The sequence below is a fragment of the Luedemannella flava genome (assembly GCF_039528515.1).
GTDB classification, from domain to species: domain Bacteria; phylum Actinomycetota; class Actinomycetes; order Mycobacteriales; family Micromonosporaceae; genus Luedemannella; species Luedemannella flava.
Window position 1 is genome coordinate 1 of sequence record NZ_BAAALT010000123.1, and the last position, 13,395, is coordinate 13,395.

The following is a 13,395-nucleotide window of genomic DNA, read 5'->3' on the forward strand; positions in this document are numbered from 1 at the left end:
CGCGAGGCCCGGCCGGCCCGCGTGCGCGAGCAGCCGCGGCGCGTCGTCGGGCGCCGACACGGCCACCTGCGCCGGCGGCGTGCGCAGCCCTTCGCCGGTCGCCTTGAGCACCGCCTCCTTGCGCGCCCAGTAGCGGGTGAACGCCGCTGGGCGGCTCCGCTCCGGCAGGCCGGCGAGGATCTCGGCCTCGGCCGGATCGAGCGCCAGCCGGGCGATCCCGTCAAGATCGTCCCGGGGCCGGGTGCGCTCCACGTCCAGCCCGACGGGGCGGCGTGCGAAGGCGACCCCCACCCACTCCCCGGAATGTGTGACGGACACCTCAAGGCCGTACGCCGCGGGGAGGCGGACCCGTCCGTGCGGCCTCCCGCAGTCCGGGCAGGACCGGTCCAGCGGGATGTCGTGCGCGTTCGTCCCGACGTACCCACTGGTGGCGAGCCTGACCACGGCGGACCCGGCGGCGAAGCGCCAGCGGTCCTCGTCGCGGACGTAGCGGTCGAAGCGCTCGCGTTCGGCGGGCGTCAGCAGGTCCGCCCGCGCGTCGGCCGCGTCGGCCAGGCGCACCCACCACACATCGACCGCGTCCTGTCCGAGCACGCGGACAGTCTGCCCTACGCGCGGGGCATGATGGGTCGGTGAGCCGAGCTATCAAGATCAATGAGTACGGCGGACCCGAGGTCCTCACCATCGTCGACGTGCCCGAGCCCGCCGCCGGCCCCGGCGAGGTCCGGGTGCGCGTGAAGGTCGCCGGCGTGCAGCCGTTCGACATCAAGACCCGGCGCGGCGACATGGCGCAACGCATGCCGTTGACGTTCCCCGCGACGCTCGGCAACGAGTACGCCGGCGTGGTCGACCAGGTCGGCGACGGGGTCACCGGGCTGGCCGTCGGCGACGAGGTGCTCGGCTCCGCGTCGTCGGTCGCCTACGCCGACTACGTGGTCGTGCCCGCCGCGGACGCGGTGCCCAAGCCGGCGGGGCTCGACCTGGTGACCGCCGGCGCGCTCGTGGCCGCCGCGCAGACCTCCTCGGGCGCGCTGCTGGAGCTGGGCGTAGGCCCCGACGACACCCTGCTCGTGCACGCGGCCGCCGGGTCGGTCGGGTCGCTAGCCGTGCAGTTGGCGCGCGAGGCGGGGGCCACCGTGATCGGCACGGCCAGCCCGGCGAACCACGACTACGTCCGGTCGCTGGGGGCCATCCCGGTCGCCTACGGGCCCGGCCTGGTCGAGCGGGTGCGGGAGGTCGCCCCGCAGGGCGTCACCGTGGCCCTGGACGCGGCTGGTCGCGACGCGATCCTCGCCTCCGCCGAACTGGTGGCCGACAGGTCCCGGATCGGCACGATCGTCGACCCGGCGACGGCCGCGTCGGTCGGCGGCCGGCCGGTCTTCACGCCGCGCTCGCCCGCCCGGCTCGCGATGGTCGCGTCGCTCGCCGCGAAGGGCGTGGTGACGCTGCCGGTGCGGACCTTCCCGTTCGAGGAGATCGTCGAGGCCCACCGCGCCGTCGAGTCCGGCCACGGCCGGGGCAAGGTCGTCCTGCTCCTCTGACCCTCCGGCCTGGCGGGAAGGGTCGCCGGCGCGGCAGAATGCCGCGCCATGACGATGATCGCGGAGGCCTCGGCGTGCCCACGGTGCCGTGCCTCGTTGGTCTCGGTGCGGCAGGCCGAGCCGTGGTGCCCGGCGTGCGAGTGGCGGTTGGACCACTACGAGCCCGGCCGGCGGCCCGGGGAGTTCGGTTGGGCGTCCGTCGACCGCTGGGCGTTCCGGCTCGCGTACCGGCTGACGGCGCGGCAGTTCGCGGCCCTGGCCGGGCGGGCCGTGGGTCGGTCCCGGGCCACCCGCACCCGGGTGGTGCTGTCGGTCGTCGGCGTCGGGTTCCTCGCGGCCGTCGTGGCCATGCTCGCGCTGGGCCTGTACCTCGTCGCGGTTGACTTCCCGAGTCCCATGATCGTGCCGGGGGTGGTACTGATCCTCCTGGCCATCGAGCTGCGGCCGCGGCTCGGACGCCTGAGTGCCGCCGACCGGCGGCTGACCCGGACGCAGACGCCGACGCTCTTCGGGCTGATCGACGAGGTCGCCGGGGCCGTGGGTGGGCCCGTCCCCGACGTGGTCGTCGTGTCGGAGCAGGTCAACGCGAGCGCCGGCGTCGTCGGCCCCGGCAAGCGGGTCCTGGTGCTGGGGCTGCCGCTGTGGGCCGTGCTCCCGGCGCAGCACCGGGTCGCGCTGCTGGGCCATGAACTGGCCCACTTCGTCAACGGGGATGTGCGCCGACTGCCGCTCGTGCGGGTCGCGACCACGACGCTGGGCGGCCTCGCCGGCCTCCTGCGGTTCCCGGAGCTGGACGGGACCGTCGGCCCCGTCGCCTGGCTGGTCCGCGGGCTGGCCTGGGCGGCGCGCTCGACCGTTCTGGCGGTGCATCTCGTGCTCGTCTGGATCGGGCTGCGCGACGCCCAGCGGGCCGAGTACCGGGCCGACGAGGTCGCCGCCGAGGTCGCCGGGAGCGCGGCCACAGTCGCGACCATCAACGACCTGCTCGCCGCGGAGAGCATCGACATGCTGGTCCGCCGCGACGCGCCGCAGGGCGGCGGCCCGGACCGGTGGCGGGAGTCGGTCGCCCAGGTCAGGGCGGACCGCGCGGACCTGACGACGGCGTACCGCCAGCTCTCCGTCCGGGACGAGACGTCGCTGTTCGCCAGCCATCCGCCGACCGGGCTACGAATCCGGATGATCGAGTCCCGCCCGTGGGAGACCGGGAAGGTCGGTCTCACCGAGACCAGATCGGCGGCCATCGACGAGGAGCTGCGCACGCTCTACGAGTCCGTCCGTCGGGACCTGTTGGGCTGAAAGGCTGAAACCTGTCGGGGGTAGGCGGCATCATCCGGCCATGGACGCAATTCCCGCGCGGCTGACCGTCGTCACGCTCGGTGCCCGAGACATGGCCACCCTGCGGGCCTTCTACCGGGCGCTCGGGTGGCGCGAGCTGCCCGGCGCCGACGACGGCTGGTCGGCGTTCCAGTTGGGCGGCGTGCTCCTGGCGCTCTACCCGTTACCGGCCCTCGCCGCCGAAGCGGCGCCCGCGTCGGCCCCGCCGGCCGGCGGTTGGGCGGGCTTCACGCTGGCCTGCAACGTCGACGCGCGTGACGACGTGGACGCCGCCTTCGCGGCCGCGGTGGCGGCGGGCGCGACGCCGATCGGGCAGCCCGCCGACCGCGAGTGGGGCGGCCGCTCGGCGTACGTCGCCGATCCGGAAGGCAACCGCTGGGAGCTGGCCTGGGCCCGCACCGCGGTCTTCGACGAACGAGGGTCGCTCGTCTCGTTCGGCTGAGCCTCAGCCGAACGGCACGGGTCACACCCGGGCTCTCAGTACGTCGATCTCGCAGCCTGGCGCGGCCGGGTCGAAGCCGTGCTCGACGAGCCAGCGGATCGCCAGCAGGCTGCGCAACGACCACCAGCCGCGGACCACGTCGAGGTCGACACCGGTGCCGTAGCCGGCGATGACGTCGTCAAGGTGCTCCTCGTGTCCGAGCGTCAGGCTGGCGAGGTCGTAAAGGGCGTCGCCCCGGGCCGCCTCGGACCAGTCGATCACGCCGGTGATCTCGTCACTGTCGACGAAGACGTGGGTGACCTGCAGGTCGCCGTGGATGAACCTTGGTGTCCACGGCCGGAGCGCGGCCTCGGCGACCTGGCGGTTGCGCGTGACCAGGTCGGTCGGGAGGACCCTGTTCGCGATAAGCCACGCGCATTCGTCGTCGAGCTCCGCGGCGATCCCGTCGAGGCCGCGACCGGGCCATGGCGGCAGCGGCGCGTCGTGCAGCGTCCGTGCGGCGGCACCCGCCGCTGCCCACGCACTGGGCGACGCGGTCGACGGCTCGCCGAGGCGGCCGAGGGCCGTGCCCGGGACGGCGGCGAGCGCGAGCACGGGTGGCTTGCGCCACAGGACCGCCGGCGTCGGGATCGGCGCCATGGCCATCGCCTCGACCTCGACGTCGGTACGGGTCTGATCGGCGTCGATCTTCAGGAACACGTCACCGACGCGCAGGGTCGCACGCTCGCTATGGGCGACAACGACCTTGACCTCATCCACGTCGGTCATTGTGGCGGGGACGACCACCGATGTCGCGTGAGATCGTGCGGTGTGAACACGTGGAGCAAATCGTGGGGGCATGGTCGCTATGCGGGGCGGCTGACAGGTGGCGGTGAGCGGCACCGACGGATGTACCGGACCACGCATGGAACGAGGCGGGAACGAAGCAGGCTCCACCCTGCGGGACGCCGGCTGCGTGCCCTGCTCCCCGGCGCTCGCCTTCGGCAGCCGAGCGCGGGCGCCCTCACGCCGTGACCAGTGGGTGGTGACCGCAGAGGCTGGCCGGGGAGCCGGCCACGCCAGCAGAAACGTTGTCGCGCTCCTCGACTCTTGGTCGAGGCGCGCGACAACGCATATCCGCATATTCAGCAGAGATCAAGAATCTATTGTGCCATCCACATTCGGAGCTACAGCGGGGCTACCCAGAACGGCGAGTAGCTGACATTGCCCCAGGCGTCGGTAAAGGCGCCCTTGAATTTACGGATGGGATATCCCTTGTCTTCAATCCTGCACGGGTTCGGATAAGTCACGTTATAGCTGAGAACTGTGCCCGAAGCGCCGCCCGTCGCCGTCGCCGGGTTGATCTGGTTGGCGAAATGCCACTGACGGTTGACGCAGACGTAGAGGGTGTGCGACGTCGCCGAATTCGTCTGCAGTCCGGCCCAGCCGTAGACCTGGCTGGTCCCGCCGCTGCCGCAGACGGAGCTCAACTCCTCCAGGAAGATATACTCCACGCGGTTGGCGGCGTCACGGCAATTCCGCCAGATCGGACTGCCCGGCAGTCCGGTCGCGACATTCTGCTGGATCACGGTGCCGACCGCGAATGCGGCACTGGCCGGAATGACGGCCATGGTGGAGCCCAGGATGGCTACCACCAGCGCGCCGAGCGAGCGGCGCTTCCAGTTTCCGCGGCCAAGGCTAGCTCGAATACTCTTCAATTATTCCCCCATTTGTCAGGCGCAGAACGTGACCATTCTGCGCGATCGCAATGGAGAGTCTTTCAGGTTGCGCGGTCAGTCAGGGGGCAGTCACATGCGAAAATGTACGAATGCGCGCCACGGGAACATTCGTGCAACGTGATCTTCTGATTGATGGTCGACCGTGCTAACGCTGTCATCAGCTGAAGCTGCGATTGCGGACTCGCTGGCGAGCGATAGCCGGGCGGCGACCGCGGGGTCGGTCGTGGTCGCCGCGGGCCGACGCACCCGGCGGGCGAACGTATTAACCGCCCGACGTGACGGTCGGTTCGTCGGCCAGCCAGACCAGAGTGTCGGCGTCCTCGGCCGGGCTGGCATGGCCGAGGGTTGGTCCGCACCACACCCGGGTGGACCGCCACGGTGGTGATCTCCGGCCAGCGCCGGGCCGCTTCGGCGGTGAACAGGATGTTCGCCTTGCCGGCGTCGCGGGCGGCGGCCCGGCGGCGTAGGTAGGTGTGCATCGACGTGGCGTCGCAGTAGACCCAGGCGAAACACGATGGTCGCGTCGAGGGACGCGAACCGCGCCTGCGCTCGAGCTTCATGGCGCCCTGGTCTCGGCCGGCCAATGGCACGAGGTGACTTGACAATGAAGTCAGCGGACTGGCTATTCAGCCTCATATGGGCTGTTGCCTGCAGCGGAACATTTGGAGCGGGCGACGGGAATCGAACCCGCACCATCAGTTTGGAAGACTGAGACTCTGCCATTGAGCTACGCCCGCGTGGCCCGCGCCGGCGTGCCGGGTGGGCCGCGTCAAGAGTAGCGGGTGCGCGCCGCTCGGCTGAACCGGGACGCACGGCGTGGGATCCGACAAGCGCCGCGCGGCGGTCGACCCGTACACTTCTTCCCGCCACGGGGTGTGGCGCAGCTTGGTAGCGCACTCGCTTTGGGAGCGAGGGGCCGTGGGTTCAAATCCCGCCACCCCGACAATCAACCCGTCAACCCGCGTCCGTTGGTACCAAGATCTCAGTTTTCTGTGCAGGAGTGTGGCTGGGCTGCGCTCTGGTACAGGAGACGGCGATCTTCACGACTAGCGGGGGGTGGTTTGTCGGTTATCGGGTTGTCGGGACTACGTGTCCGTACGGCATTCAACGATCATGGGCCGCCACCCATCAACAGTTGGCGTTCGGACTGCACGTCCGCACCGCAGATGGCGATCTCCACCCCGGCGCGGACCACCTGAACAGTTACCTGCCGCGAGACAGCGATCTTGACGTCACGCGGTGGTAGGTATGCCCGTTTCGGTGGGCCGGGGGTCAACTTTGCCCGGCAGGCGACGATGAAGGTCGCGTGCGTGGTGCCTGGACTGCCGTTCCGAACGGCAGATCGTGATCTTGCGGCCGGCGCCGCGACCGCCCGCCGGCGCGGGCGCTGGCGGGCGGTGGTCGGATCCCGGCCGGCGCCCCAGCGATCGCCGCCTGGGAGCGATCCGGCCGACACCGCGCGGACGGTCCCGGCGGTCGCGATAGTCTGGCTTCGCCGTCGTGGACCGCCGGCCGGGTCGTTGTGCACAGTGTGCTGGCGTCGCTGCGCGAGGCGGGCTGTCGCCCGCCTACACTCATGCCGGTCTACGCAACCTGAACCGATCATGATGATCACACCAAGGAGTACGCCTGTGAAGAGCACCGTCGAGACCCTGAGCCCGACGCGGGTACGGCTCGCCATCGAGGTGCCGTTCGCTGAGCTCGAGCCGAGCCTGAAGAAGGCGTACCGGGCGATCGGGTCCCAGGTCAACATCCCCGGTTTCCGCAAGGGCCGCATCCCGGACGCCGTGATCGACCAGCGGGTCGGCCGGGGCACCGTGCTCACCGAGGCGGTCCAGGAGGCCATCCCGACGCAGATCCTGGCCGCGGTGCGCGAGCACGAGGTCAAGACCCTGGGCCGGCCGGACGTGGAGATCACCGAGTTCGAGGACGGCCAGCCGCTGAAGTTCACCGCCGAGGTGGACGTGCGCCCCGAGCTGAAGCTGCCCGACCTGAGCACCGTCGAGGTCACTGTCGACAAGACCGAGGTGACCGACGAGGACGTGGACACCCAGCTCGACGGGCTGCGCCAGCGCTTCGCCACGCTCAAGACCGTGGAGCGGTCCGCCCAGCGGGGCGACTTCGTCCAGATCGACCTGGCCGCGACCGTGGACGGCGAGGAGGTGCCGGGCGGCAGCGCCACGAACCTCTCCCACGAGGTCGGCAGCAACCAGCTCCTGCCGGGCCTGGACGAGACCCTGGAGGGCATGTCCGCCGGGGCGTCCGAGACCTTCACGACCCAGCTCGTGGGCGGCGACTTCGCCGGCCGCGACGCGGACGTGTCGGTGACCGTGCGCACCGTCAAGGAGCGCGAGCTGCCGCCGGTCGACGACGACTTCGCCTCGATGGCCAGCGAGTTCGACACGCTGGAGGAGCTGCGCACCGACCTGGTCACCCGCCTGTCGCGGGTCAAGCGGGTCGAGCAGCTCTACGCCGCCCGCGACAAGGCGCTCGAGGCGCTCGTGGCCGCCGCCGACGTGCCGGCGCCGGAGGGCATCGTGAAGGAGGAGGTGCGCTACCGCAAGGAGGCCATGGCCGACCAGCTGGAGCGCATCGGCGCCTCCCTTGAGGAGTACCTGGCCTCCGAGGGCAAGACCGAGGAGGACCTCGACACCGACCTGACCAACGCGGCGGCCGAGGGCGTGCGGATCCAGCTGGTCCTGGACACCTTCGCCGACGCCGAGGACATCCAGGTCAGTGACGACGAGTTCGGCCACGAGATCGTGCACCGGGCCGAGCGTGCCGGGGTCGCCCCCCAGCAGTACTACGACCAGCTGGTCCGTAACGGCTCGGCCGGCGCGGTGTACGGCGATGTGCGGCGCTCCAAGGCCCTCGCGCTGGTGCTGGAGAAGGTCACCATCAGGGACGCGTCCGGCGCCGTGATGAGCCTCGATGACCTGCGCGGCGCGGAGTCCGACGCGCACAGCCTCGAGCACTCGTCCTGACCCGTTCCGCCCCCGCGCGGACATGGTGCGCTCACAGCGAACACGTGAGCCATCACGCGTGCGGGGGCGGCCTCACGGGCTAGGGTCGGATCAGCACTATCCGTCGTGCCGCGCACCCGCGGCCGACATCAGAAGAGCAAGGACTCGACGGGCGAAGGGGCTGCCATGACTGACCTGCACATCCCCGCCGCGCCGATCGGGCGGGGCCCATCCGCCCGCGGCGGCGACCAGCTAGCCGGCAACCTCGACGATTCGGTGTTCAACCGGCTCCTCAAGGAGCGGATCATCTTCCTCGGCACCGAGGTCAACGACCAGGTCGCCAACCGCATCTGCGCCCAGCTGCTGCTGCTCGCGGCCGACGACGACCGCGACATCTGGCTCTACATCAACTCTCCCGGCGGGTCGGTCTACAGCGGCATGGCGATCTACGACGTCATGCAGTTCGTCAAGAACGACGTGGCGACCGTCGCGATGGGCATGGCGGCTTCCATGGGCCAGCTCCTGCTCTGCGCCGGCACCAAGGGCAAGCGGTACGCGCTGCCCCACGCGCGGATCATGATGCACCAGCCGTCCGGCGGCATCGGCGGCACCGCGGCCGACATCGCCATCCAGGCCGAGCAGATGCTGTACACCAAGCGCATGTTCCAGGAGCGGGTGTCGTTCCACACCGGCCAGAGCGCGGAGCAGATCGAGAGCGACTCCGACCGTGACCGTTGGTTCACGGCCGAGGAGGCGCGTGACTACGGCTTCATCGACAAGGTCATCACCGGAGCCACCCAGGTTCCGGAAGGCGCGGGCACACGGTCCTGAACGGGAGCTGATCATGAAGACTGACCTCTCTCTGCCTCCCGCGCTGCGCGAGGTGCACAACCGGTACATCATCCCGTCGTTCATCGAACGCACGTCGTACGGGGTCAAGGAGTCCAACCCGTACAACAAGATGTTCGAGGAGCGGATCATCTTCCTGGGTGTCCAGGTCGACGACGCCTCGGCCAACGACGTGATGGCGCAGTTGCTGGTGCTGGAGTCCACGGACCCCGACCGCGACATCACGATGTACATCAACAGCCCTGGCGGGTCGTTCACCGCGCTCACCGCGATCTACGACACCATGCAGTACGTCCGTCCGGACATCACCACGGTGTGCATGGGTCAGGCGGCCAGCGCCGCCGCGATCCTGCTCGCCGCCGGCGCCCCCGGCAAGCGGCTCGCCCTGCCGAACTCGCGGATCATCATCCACCAGCCGGCCACCGAGGGCGGCTACGGGCAGGGCTCGGACATCGAGATCCAGGCCCGCGAGATCCTGCGGATGCGCACCATGCTGGAGACGATGCTCGCCACCCACACCGGGCAGGCGATCGAGAAGGTCCGGCGTGACATCGACCGCGACAAGATCTTGACGGCGGAAGAGGCCAAGGAGTACGGCCTCATCGACCAGATCATGACCAACCGCAAGAAGACCGCGGTCACCGCGGGCTCGGCTAGTTGATCTCCTTCCGGTGTGTCCGCCGGCCCGGCTGAGCTGGGACGGTGGACACACCGGAAATGTGATGGGGGTCAGGGGTCGGAGATTGGCCCTTTACCAGGTAACGTCGAGGCGACTGGCAGCAGCCGACAAGGCAGGGAGAACGTAGGTGGCACGGATCGGCGACGGTGGCGACCTACTGAAATGCTCGTTCTGTGGCAAGTCGCAGAAGCAGGTCAAAAAGCTCATCGCAGGCCCAGGGGTGTACATCTGCGACGAGTGCATCGACCTCTGCAACGAGATCATCGAAGAGGAGCTCGCCGAGTCGGCTGAGGTCCGCTGGGACGACCTGCCCAAGCCGATGGAGATCTGCCAGTTCCTCGACGACTACGTCGTCGGCCAGGACCAGGCCAAGAAGGCCCTCGCGGTGGCGGTCTACAACCACTACAAGCGGGTCCAGGCGGAGAACTCGGGGCAGCGTGGCGAGAGCGAGCCGATCGAGCTCACCAAGTCCAACATCATGCTCATCGGCCCCACGGGCTGCGGCAAGACGCACCTGGCCCAGACGCTCGCCCGGATGCTCAACGTCCCGTTCGCCATCGCGGACGCCACGGCGCTGACCGAGGCGGGCTACGTCGGCGAGGACGTCGAGAACATCCTGCTGAAGCTGATCCAGGCCGCCGACTACGACGTGAAGCGCGCCGAGACGGGCATCGTCTACATCGACGAGATCGACAAGATCGCCCGCAAGTCGGAGAACCCGTCGATCACCCGGGACGTCTCCGGTGAGGGCGTCCAGCAGGCGCTCCTCAAGATCCTTGAGGGCACGGTGGCCAACGTGCCGCCACAGGGCGGGCGCAAGCACCCCCACCAGGAGTTCATCCAGATCGACACCACGAATGTGCTGTTCATCTGCGGCGGCGCCTTCGCCGGCCTGGAGACGATCATCGAGCAGCGCGTGGGCAAGAAGGGCCTCGGCTTCGGCGCGAGCCTGCGCATCATCACCGAGCGCACCACGGACGACGTGTTCGCCGAGGTCATGCCCGAGGATCTGATCAAGTTCGGCCTGATCCCCGAGTTCATCGGCCGCCTGCCCGTCTTCACCAGCGTGCGCAGCCTCGACCGGGACGCCCTCGTGCGCATCCTGACCGAGCCCCGCAACGCTCTGGTGCGGCAGTACCAGAGGCTTTTCGAGCTCGACGGCGTCGAGCTCGACTTCGACACCGACGCGCTGGAGGCCATCGCCGACCAGGCGATCCGCCGCGGCACCGGCGCGCGCGGCCTCCGCGCGATCATGGAAGAGGTGCTCCTCTCCGTGATGTATGAGGTGCCCAGCAACCCCGACGTCGCCCGGGTCCTCATCACCCGCGAGGTCGTGCTGGAGAACGTCAACCCGACGATCGTGCCGCGCAGCATCGCCAACCGTCGGGCCGAGCGGCACCACCGCGAGGAGAAGTCCGCCTGACCGCGCACGTGTGAGGCCCGCCTCCGTCAGGTGCCCTGACGGCTGACGGTCGTTACCATCCCTCGGATGTCCGCCTTCGCCGCCGCTATCGCCGCGCTCTCCGCCATGGTCTGGGGCTCCGCCGACTACTGCGGCGGCCGGGCGACCCGCCTGGCCAGCGCGTGGACGGTGACGGTGCGGGCCCAGTTGGCCGGGGCGGTCGTGCTCGGCGTCGCCGTCTTCCTGGTCCCCGGTCGGGTGTACGCCGTGGACCTCGCCTGGGGCGGTGCTGCGGGGATCGCCGGACTCATCGGCCTCGTGCTGCTGTACCAGGGGCTGTCCACGGGACACGCGGCCATCGTCGCGCCCGTGACGGCCGTGACGTCCGCGCTCGTTCCCATGGTCGTTGGACTGCTCGCCCGGGAGGCGCCCGATCCCGTGGCGTTGATCGGGGCGTTGTGCGCCGTGCTGGCGATCGGCATGGTGAGCATGGGTCCCGCCGCCCCGGACGGCGCCGGACGGCAGGCCCCGGTGAACCCACGACTGTTGGGCCTCGCCCTGACCTCGGGGGCGCTGTTCGGGTTGTTCTTCGTGCTGTTGGCCCAGGCCCACGACGACTCGGGCATGTGGCCCCTCGCCGGCGCCCGCGCCTGCTCCATCGCGGTGGGGCTGCTGTTCATGACCGTCCGGCGGGAGTCGTTGCGGCTGCCCGGGGCGACCGGTTGGTGGGTGCTCCTCGCCGGGGTGGGCGACATCGGCGCGAACGCCCTGTACCTGGTCGCCGCGCGGGGCGGGCCGCTCAGCGTGGTCGCCCCGGTCGCCGCGCTGTACCCCGTGGCCACCGTCCTGCTCGCCCTGGTGGTGGACCGCGAGCGGATCCGCCGCACGCAGGGCGTCGGGCTCGCGCTGGCGGCTGTCGCGCTCGTACTCACGGCTGTCTAACCGTAGCCACTAAGCTTTCGCCATGAGAGTCGCGGTCTGTCAGCTCAACTCCCGCGCGGATCGTGCCGCCAACCTGGCGGTCGCCGCAGACCTGCTGGAACGTGCCGCCGCGGCGGGCGCGGACCTGGCGGTGCTGCCGGAGTACGTGGACTACCTCGGTCCCGCGGCCGGGGAGCCGAAGCCCGAGCCCGTCGACGGCGAGTTCGCGGAGTTCTTCTCGGCCGCGGCGGCCCGACACCGGATGTGGGTCGCGGCCGGGTCGTTCCACGAGGCCGGACCGGACGCCGAGCACACGTACAACACCTCGCTGGTCTTCGACCGCGCGGGCGGGCTCGCGGCGGCGTACCGGAAGATCCATCTCTTTGATGTTGAGATTCCCGGGCGTGTCTCCTACCGGGAGTCGGCGACGGTGGCCCCCGGCGACCAGACCGTGACCGTGGCCGTCGACGGGGTCGAGGTCGGCCTGTCGATCTGCTACGACCTCCGGTTTCCCGAGTTGTACCGGCGGCTGACCGTCGAGGGCGCGCGCGTGCTGCTGGTGCCGGCGGCGTTCACGGCGCACACCGGGCGTGACCACTGGGAGGTGCTGCTGCGGGCGCGGGCGATCGAGAGCCAGTGCTACGTCGTGGCGGCCGGCCAGATCGGTGATCACGACCCGGGACGCACCTGTTTCGGGCGGAGCATGGTCATCGACCCGTGGGGGACGGTGGTGGCACAGGTCCCCGACACGGTCGGGATCGCCGTCGCGGATCTCGACATGGCGCGCGTCGCCGAGGTCCGCGAGGTCGTGCCGAGCCTGGCGAACCGTCGCCTCGGCTAGAGCAGCTGGGCGGCGACGGTCAGCGCGGTGATCGCGACGATCACCATGGCGGTCACCAGCATCGCGTTCGTCATCCGCGTCGGACCGCGGCGAGCGAGCTTGAGCAGGCCGAGTAACAGCACGATGAGCAGGCAGATCGCGATCACGGCCTGCCATGCCGGGCTCAGCAGACCCATCAGGCCCTCGACCGCCGCACCATCTGTCACTCCACCATCATCCCGCCTCCGGGACCCCGATTTGGAGCCCGCGAGGTGCTTCCGCTAAAGTTCTCGACGGCTCCGGTGAGCGAAAGCGAAACCGGGGACGATGAGCCGAAGAGCAGCAGCTCAACGGCACATCGGACCAGTCGGGACAAGCGCGAGCGAGGCCCGGCGAGCCCGAAGATGCGAAGCCGATTTGAAACGGCCGAGCGAATCGGGTAGAGTAACCGAGCCGGCAACGAGCCGGGCGGATCGCCGCGAGGGTCACTCTCGATCAGGCGGACCGGCCGGGTTGCGGCTTCCCCCGAGCAACCGCAGAGCACCGAACAGTGCTGTGCGCAGCTTGGGGAACCCCGAGCGATGCGGACCCAGCCAGTGGGAACTGGTTGACAAAGCGAAGTCGGTCGGGTAAGATAGGGGAGTTGCCCTGCGGGGAAGGTTCGCGAGAGCGGGCTGGAACGCAGAGGGTGTTTGTTCTTTGAGAACTCAACAGGGTGCTTGATA

13 protein-coding genes and 2 tRNA genes are annotated in these 13,395 nt (G+C 70.0%); 10 read left to right on the forward strand and 5 right to left on the reverse strand.

Going from position 1 to position 13,395, the window contains the following annotated elements; all coding sequences use genetic code 11:
• A partial coding sequence (locus ABD211_RS19750; protein WP_344133828.1) for a 4'-phosphopantetheinyl transferase family protein occupies positions 1-594 on the reverse strand: 594 nt, incomplete at its 3' end.
• Positions 595-632: 38 nt separating this feature from the next.
• On the opposite strand from ABD211_RS19750, the gene ABD211_RS19755 reads away from it, so the two are divergent.
• Genes ABD211_RS19755 through ABD211_RS19765 form a run of 3 tightly spaced genes read left to right on the forward strand, consistent with a single transcriptional unit; the run spans position 633 to position 3,318 of the window.
• Positions 633-1,541 carry an NADP-dependent oxidoreductase gene (locus ABD211_RS19755; protein ID WP_344133831.1) on the forward strand — a complete coding sequence of 303 codons (909 nt, stop codon included), beginning with the start codon at positions 633-635 and terminating at the stop codon, positions 1,539-1,541.
• Between the two features lie 48 nt (positions 1,542-1,589).
• Positions 1,590-2,837 (forward strand): M48 family metallopeptidase, encoded by a 1,248-nt coding sequence (locus ABD211_RS19760; RefSeq protein ID WP_344133834.1) that lies wholly within the window; start codon positions 1,590-1,592, stop codon positions 2,835-2,837.
• A gap of 40 nt (positions 2,838-2,877) precedes the next feature.
• Positions 2,878-3,318, forward strand: a complete 441-nt coding sequence (locus tag ABD211_RS19765) for a VOC family protein (RefSeq protein WP_344133837.1) — start codon at positions 2,878-2,880, stop codon at positions 3,316-3,318.
• A 21-nt stretch (positions 3,319-3,339) separates the two neighbouring features.
• Here ABD211_RS19765 and ABD211_RS19770 read toward each other — a convergent pair whose 3' ends face one another.
• From ABD211_RS19770 to ABD211_RS19780, 3 genes are all read right to left on the reverse strand, one after another.
• Complete coding sequence (locus tag ABD211_RS19770; RefSeq protein WP_344133840.1) at positions 3,340-4,086, reverse strand: phosphotransferase family protein; 747 nt, start codon at positions 4,084-4,086, stop codon at positions 3,340-3,342.
• Positions 4,087-4,484: 398 nt separating this feature from the next.
• Positions 4,485-5,015, reverse strand: coding sequence for a hypothetical protein (locus ABD211_RS19775; protein WP_344133843.1), 531 nt, complete (start codon positions 5,013-5,015; stop codon positions 4,485-4,487).
• Positions 5,016-5,699: 684 nt separating this feature from the next.
• A tRNA-Gly gene (locus ABD211_RS19780) sits at positions 5,700-5,773 on the reverse strand.
• Between the two features lie 132 nt (positions 5,774-5,905).
• Between ABD211_RS19780 and ABD211_RS19785 the strand changes: the two genes are divergently transcribed.
• The 7 genes from ABD211_RS19785 to ABD211_RS19815 all read left to right on the forward strand — a co-directional run bounded on the left by ABD211_RS19785 (position 5,906) and on the right by ABD211_RS19815 (position 12,691).
• Positions 5,906-5,979 (forward strand) — tRNA-Pro (locus tag ABD211_RS19785).
• 688 nt (positions 5,980-6,667) lie between these two features.
• Complete coding sequence (gene tig / locus ABD211_RS19790; RefSeq protein WP_344133846.1) at positions 6,668-8,020, forward strand: trigger factor; 1,353 nt, start codon at positions 6,668-6,670, stop codon at positions 8,018-8,020.
• 165 nt (positions 8,021-8,185) lie between these two features.
• The gene (locus ABD211_RS19795) at positions 8,186-8,830 is read left to right on the forward strand and encodes a ClpP family protease (protein ID WP_344133849.1); all 645 of its coding nucleotides are present in this window, start codon (positions 8,186-8,188) and stop codon (positions 8,828-8,830) included.
• A gap of 13 nt (positions 8,831-8,843) precedes the next feature.
• Complete coding sequence (locus tag ABD211_RS19800) at positions 8,844-9,509, forward strand: ATP-dependent Clp protease proteolytic subunit (protein WP_344133852.1); 666 nt, start codon at positions 8,844-8,846, stop codon at positions 9,507-9,509.
• A gap of 145 nt (positions 9,510-9,654) precedes the next feature.
• On the forward strand, positions 9,655-10,950 hold the full coding sequence (clpX, locus tag ABD211_RS19805) for an ATP-dependent Clp protease ATP-binding subunit ClpX (RefSeq protein WP_344133855.1): 1,296 nt from the start codon (positions 9,655-9,657) through the stop codon (positions 10,948-10,950).
• A gap of 66 nt (positions 10,951-11,016) precedes the next feature.
• Positions 11,017-11,871 carry an EamA family transporter gene (locus ABD211_RS19810; RefSeq protein WP_344133858.1) on the forward strand — a complete coding sequence of 285 codons (855 nt, stop codon included), beginning with the start codon at positions 11,017-11,019 and terminating at the stop codon, positions 11,869-11,871.
• 22 nt (positions 11,872-11,893) lie between these two features.
• Entirely contained in the window at positions 11,894-12,691 is a 798-nt protein-coding gene (locus ABD211_RS19815) for a carbon-nitrogen hydrolase family protein (protein ID WP_344133861.1), read from the forward strand.
• Here the strand turns inward: ABD211_RS19815 and ABD211_RS19820 are convergent.
• Positions 12,688-12,897: a hypothetical protein gene (locus ABD211_RS19820; protein ID WP_425560465.1), complete on the reverse strand. Its 210-nt coding sequence runs from the start codon at positions 12,895-12,897 to the stop codon at positions 12,688-12,690. The genes ABD211_RS19815 and ABD211_RS19820 overlap by 4 nt on opposite strands.
• Positions 12,898-13,395 lie beyond the last annotated feature (498 nt).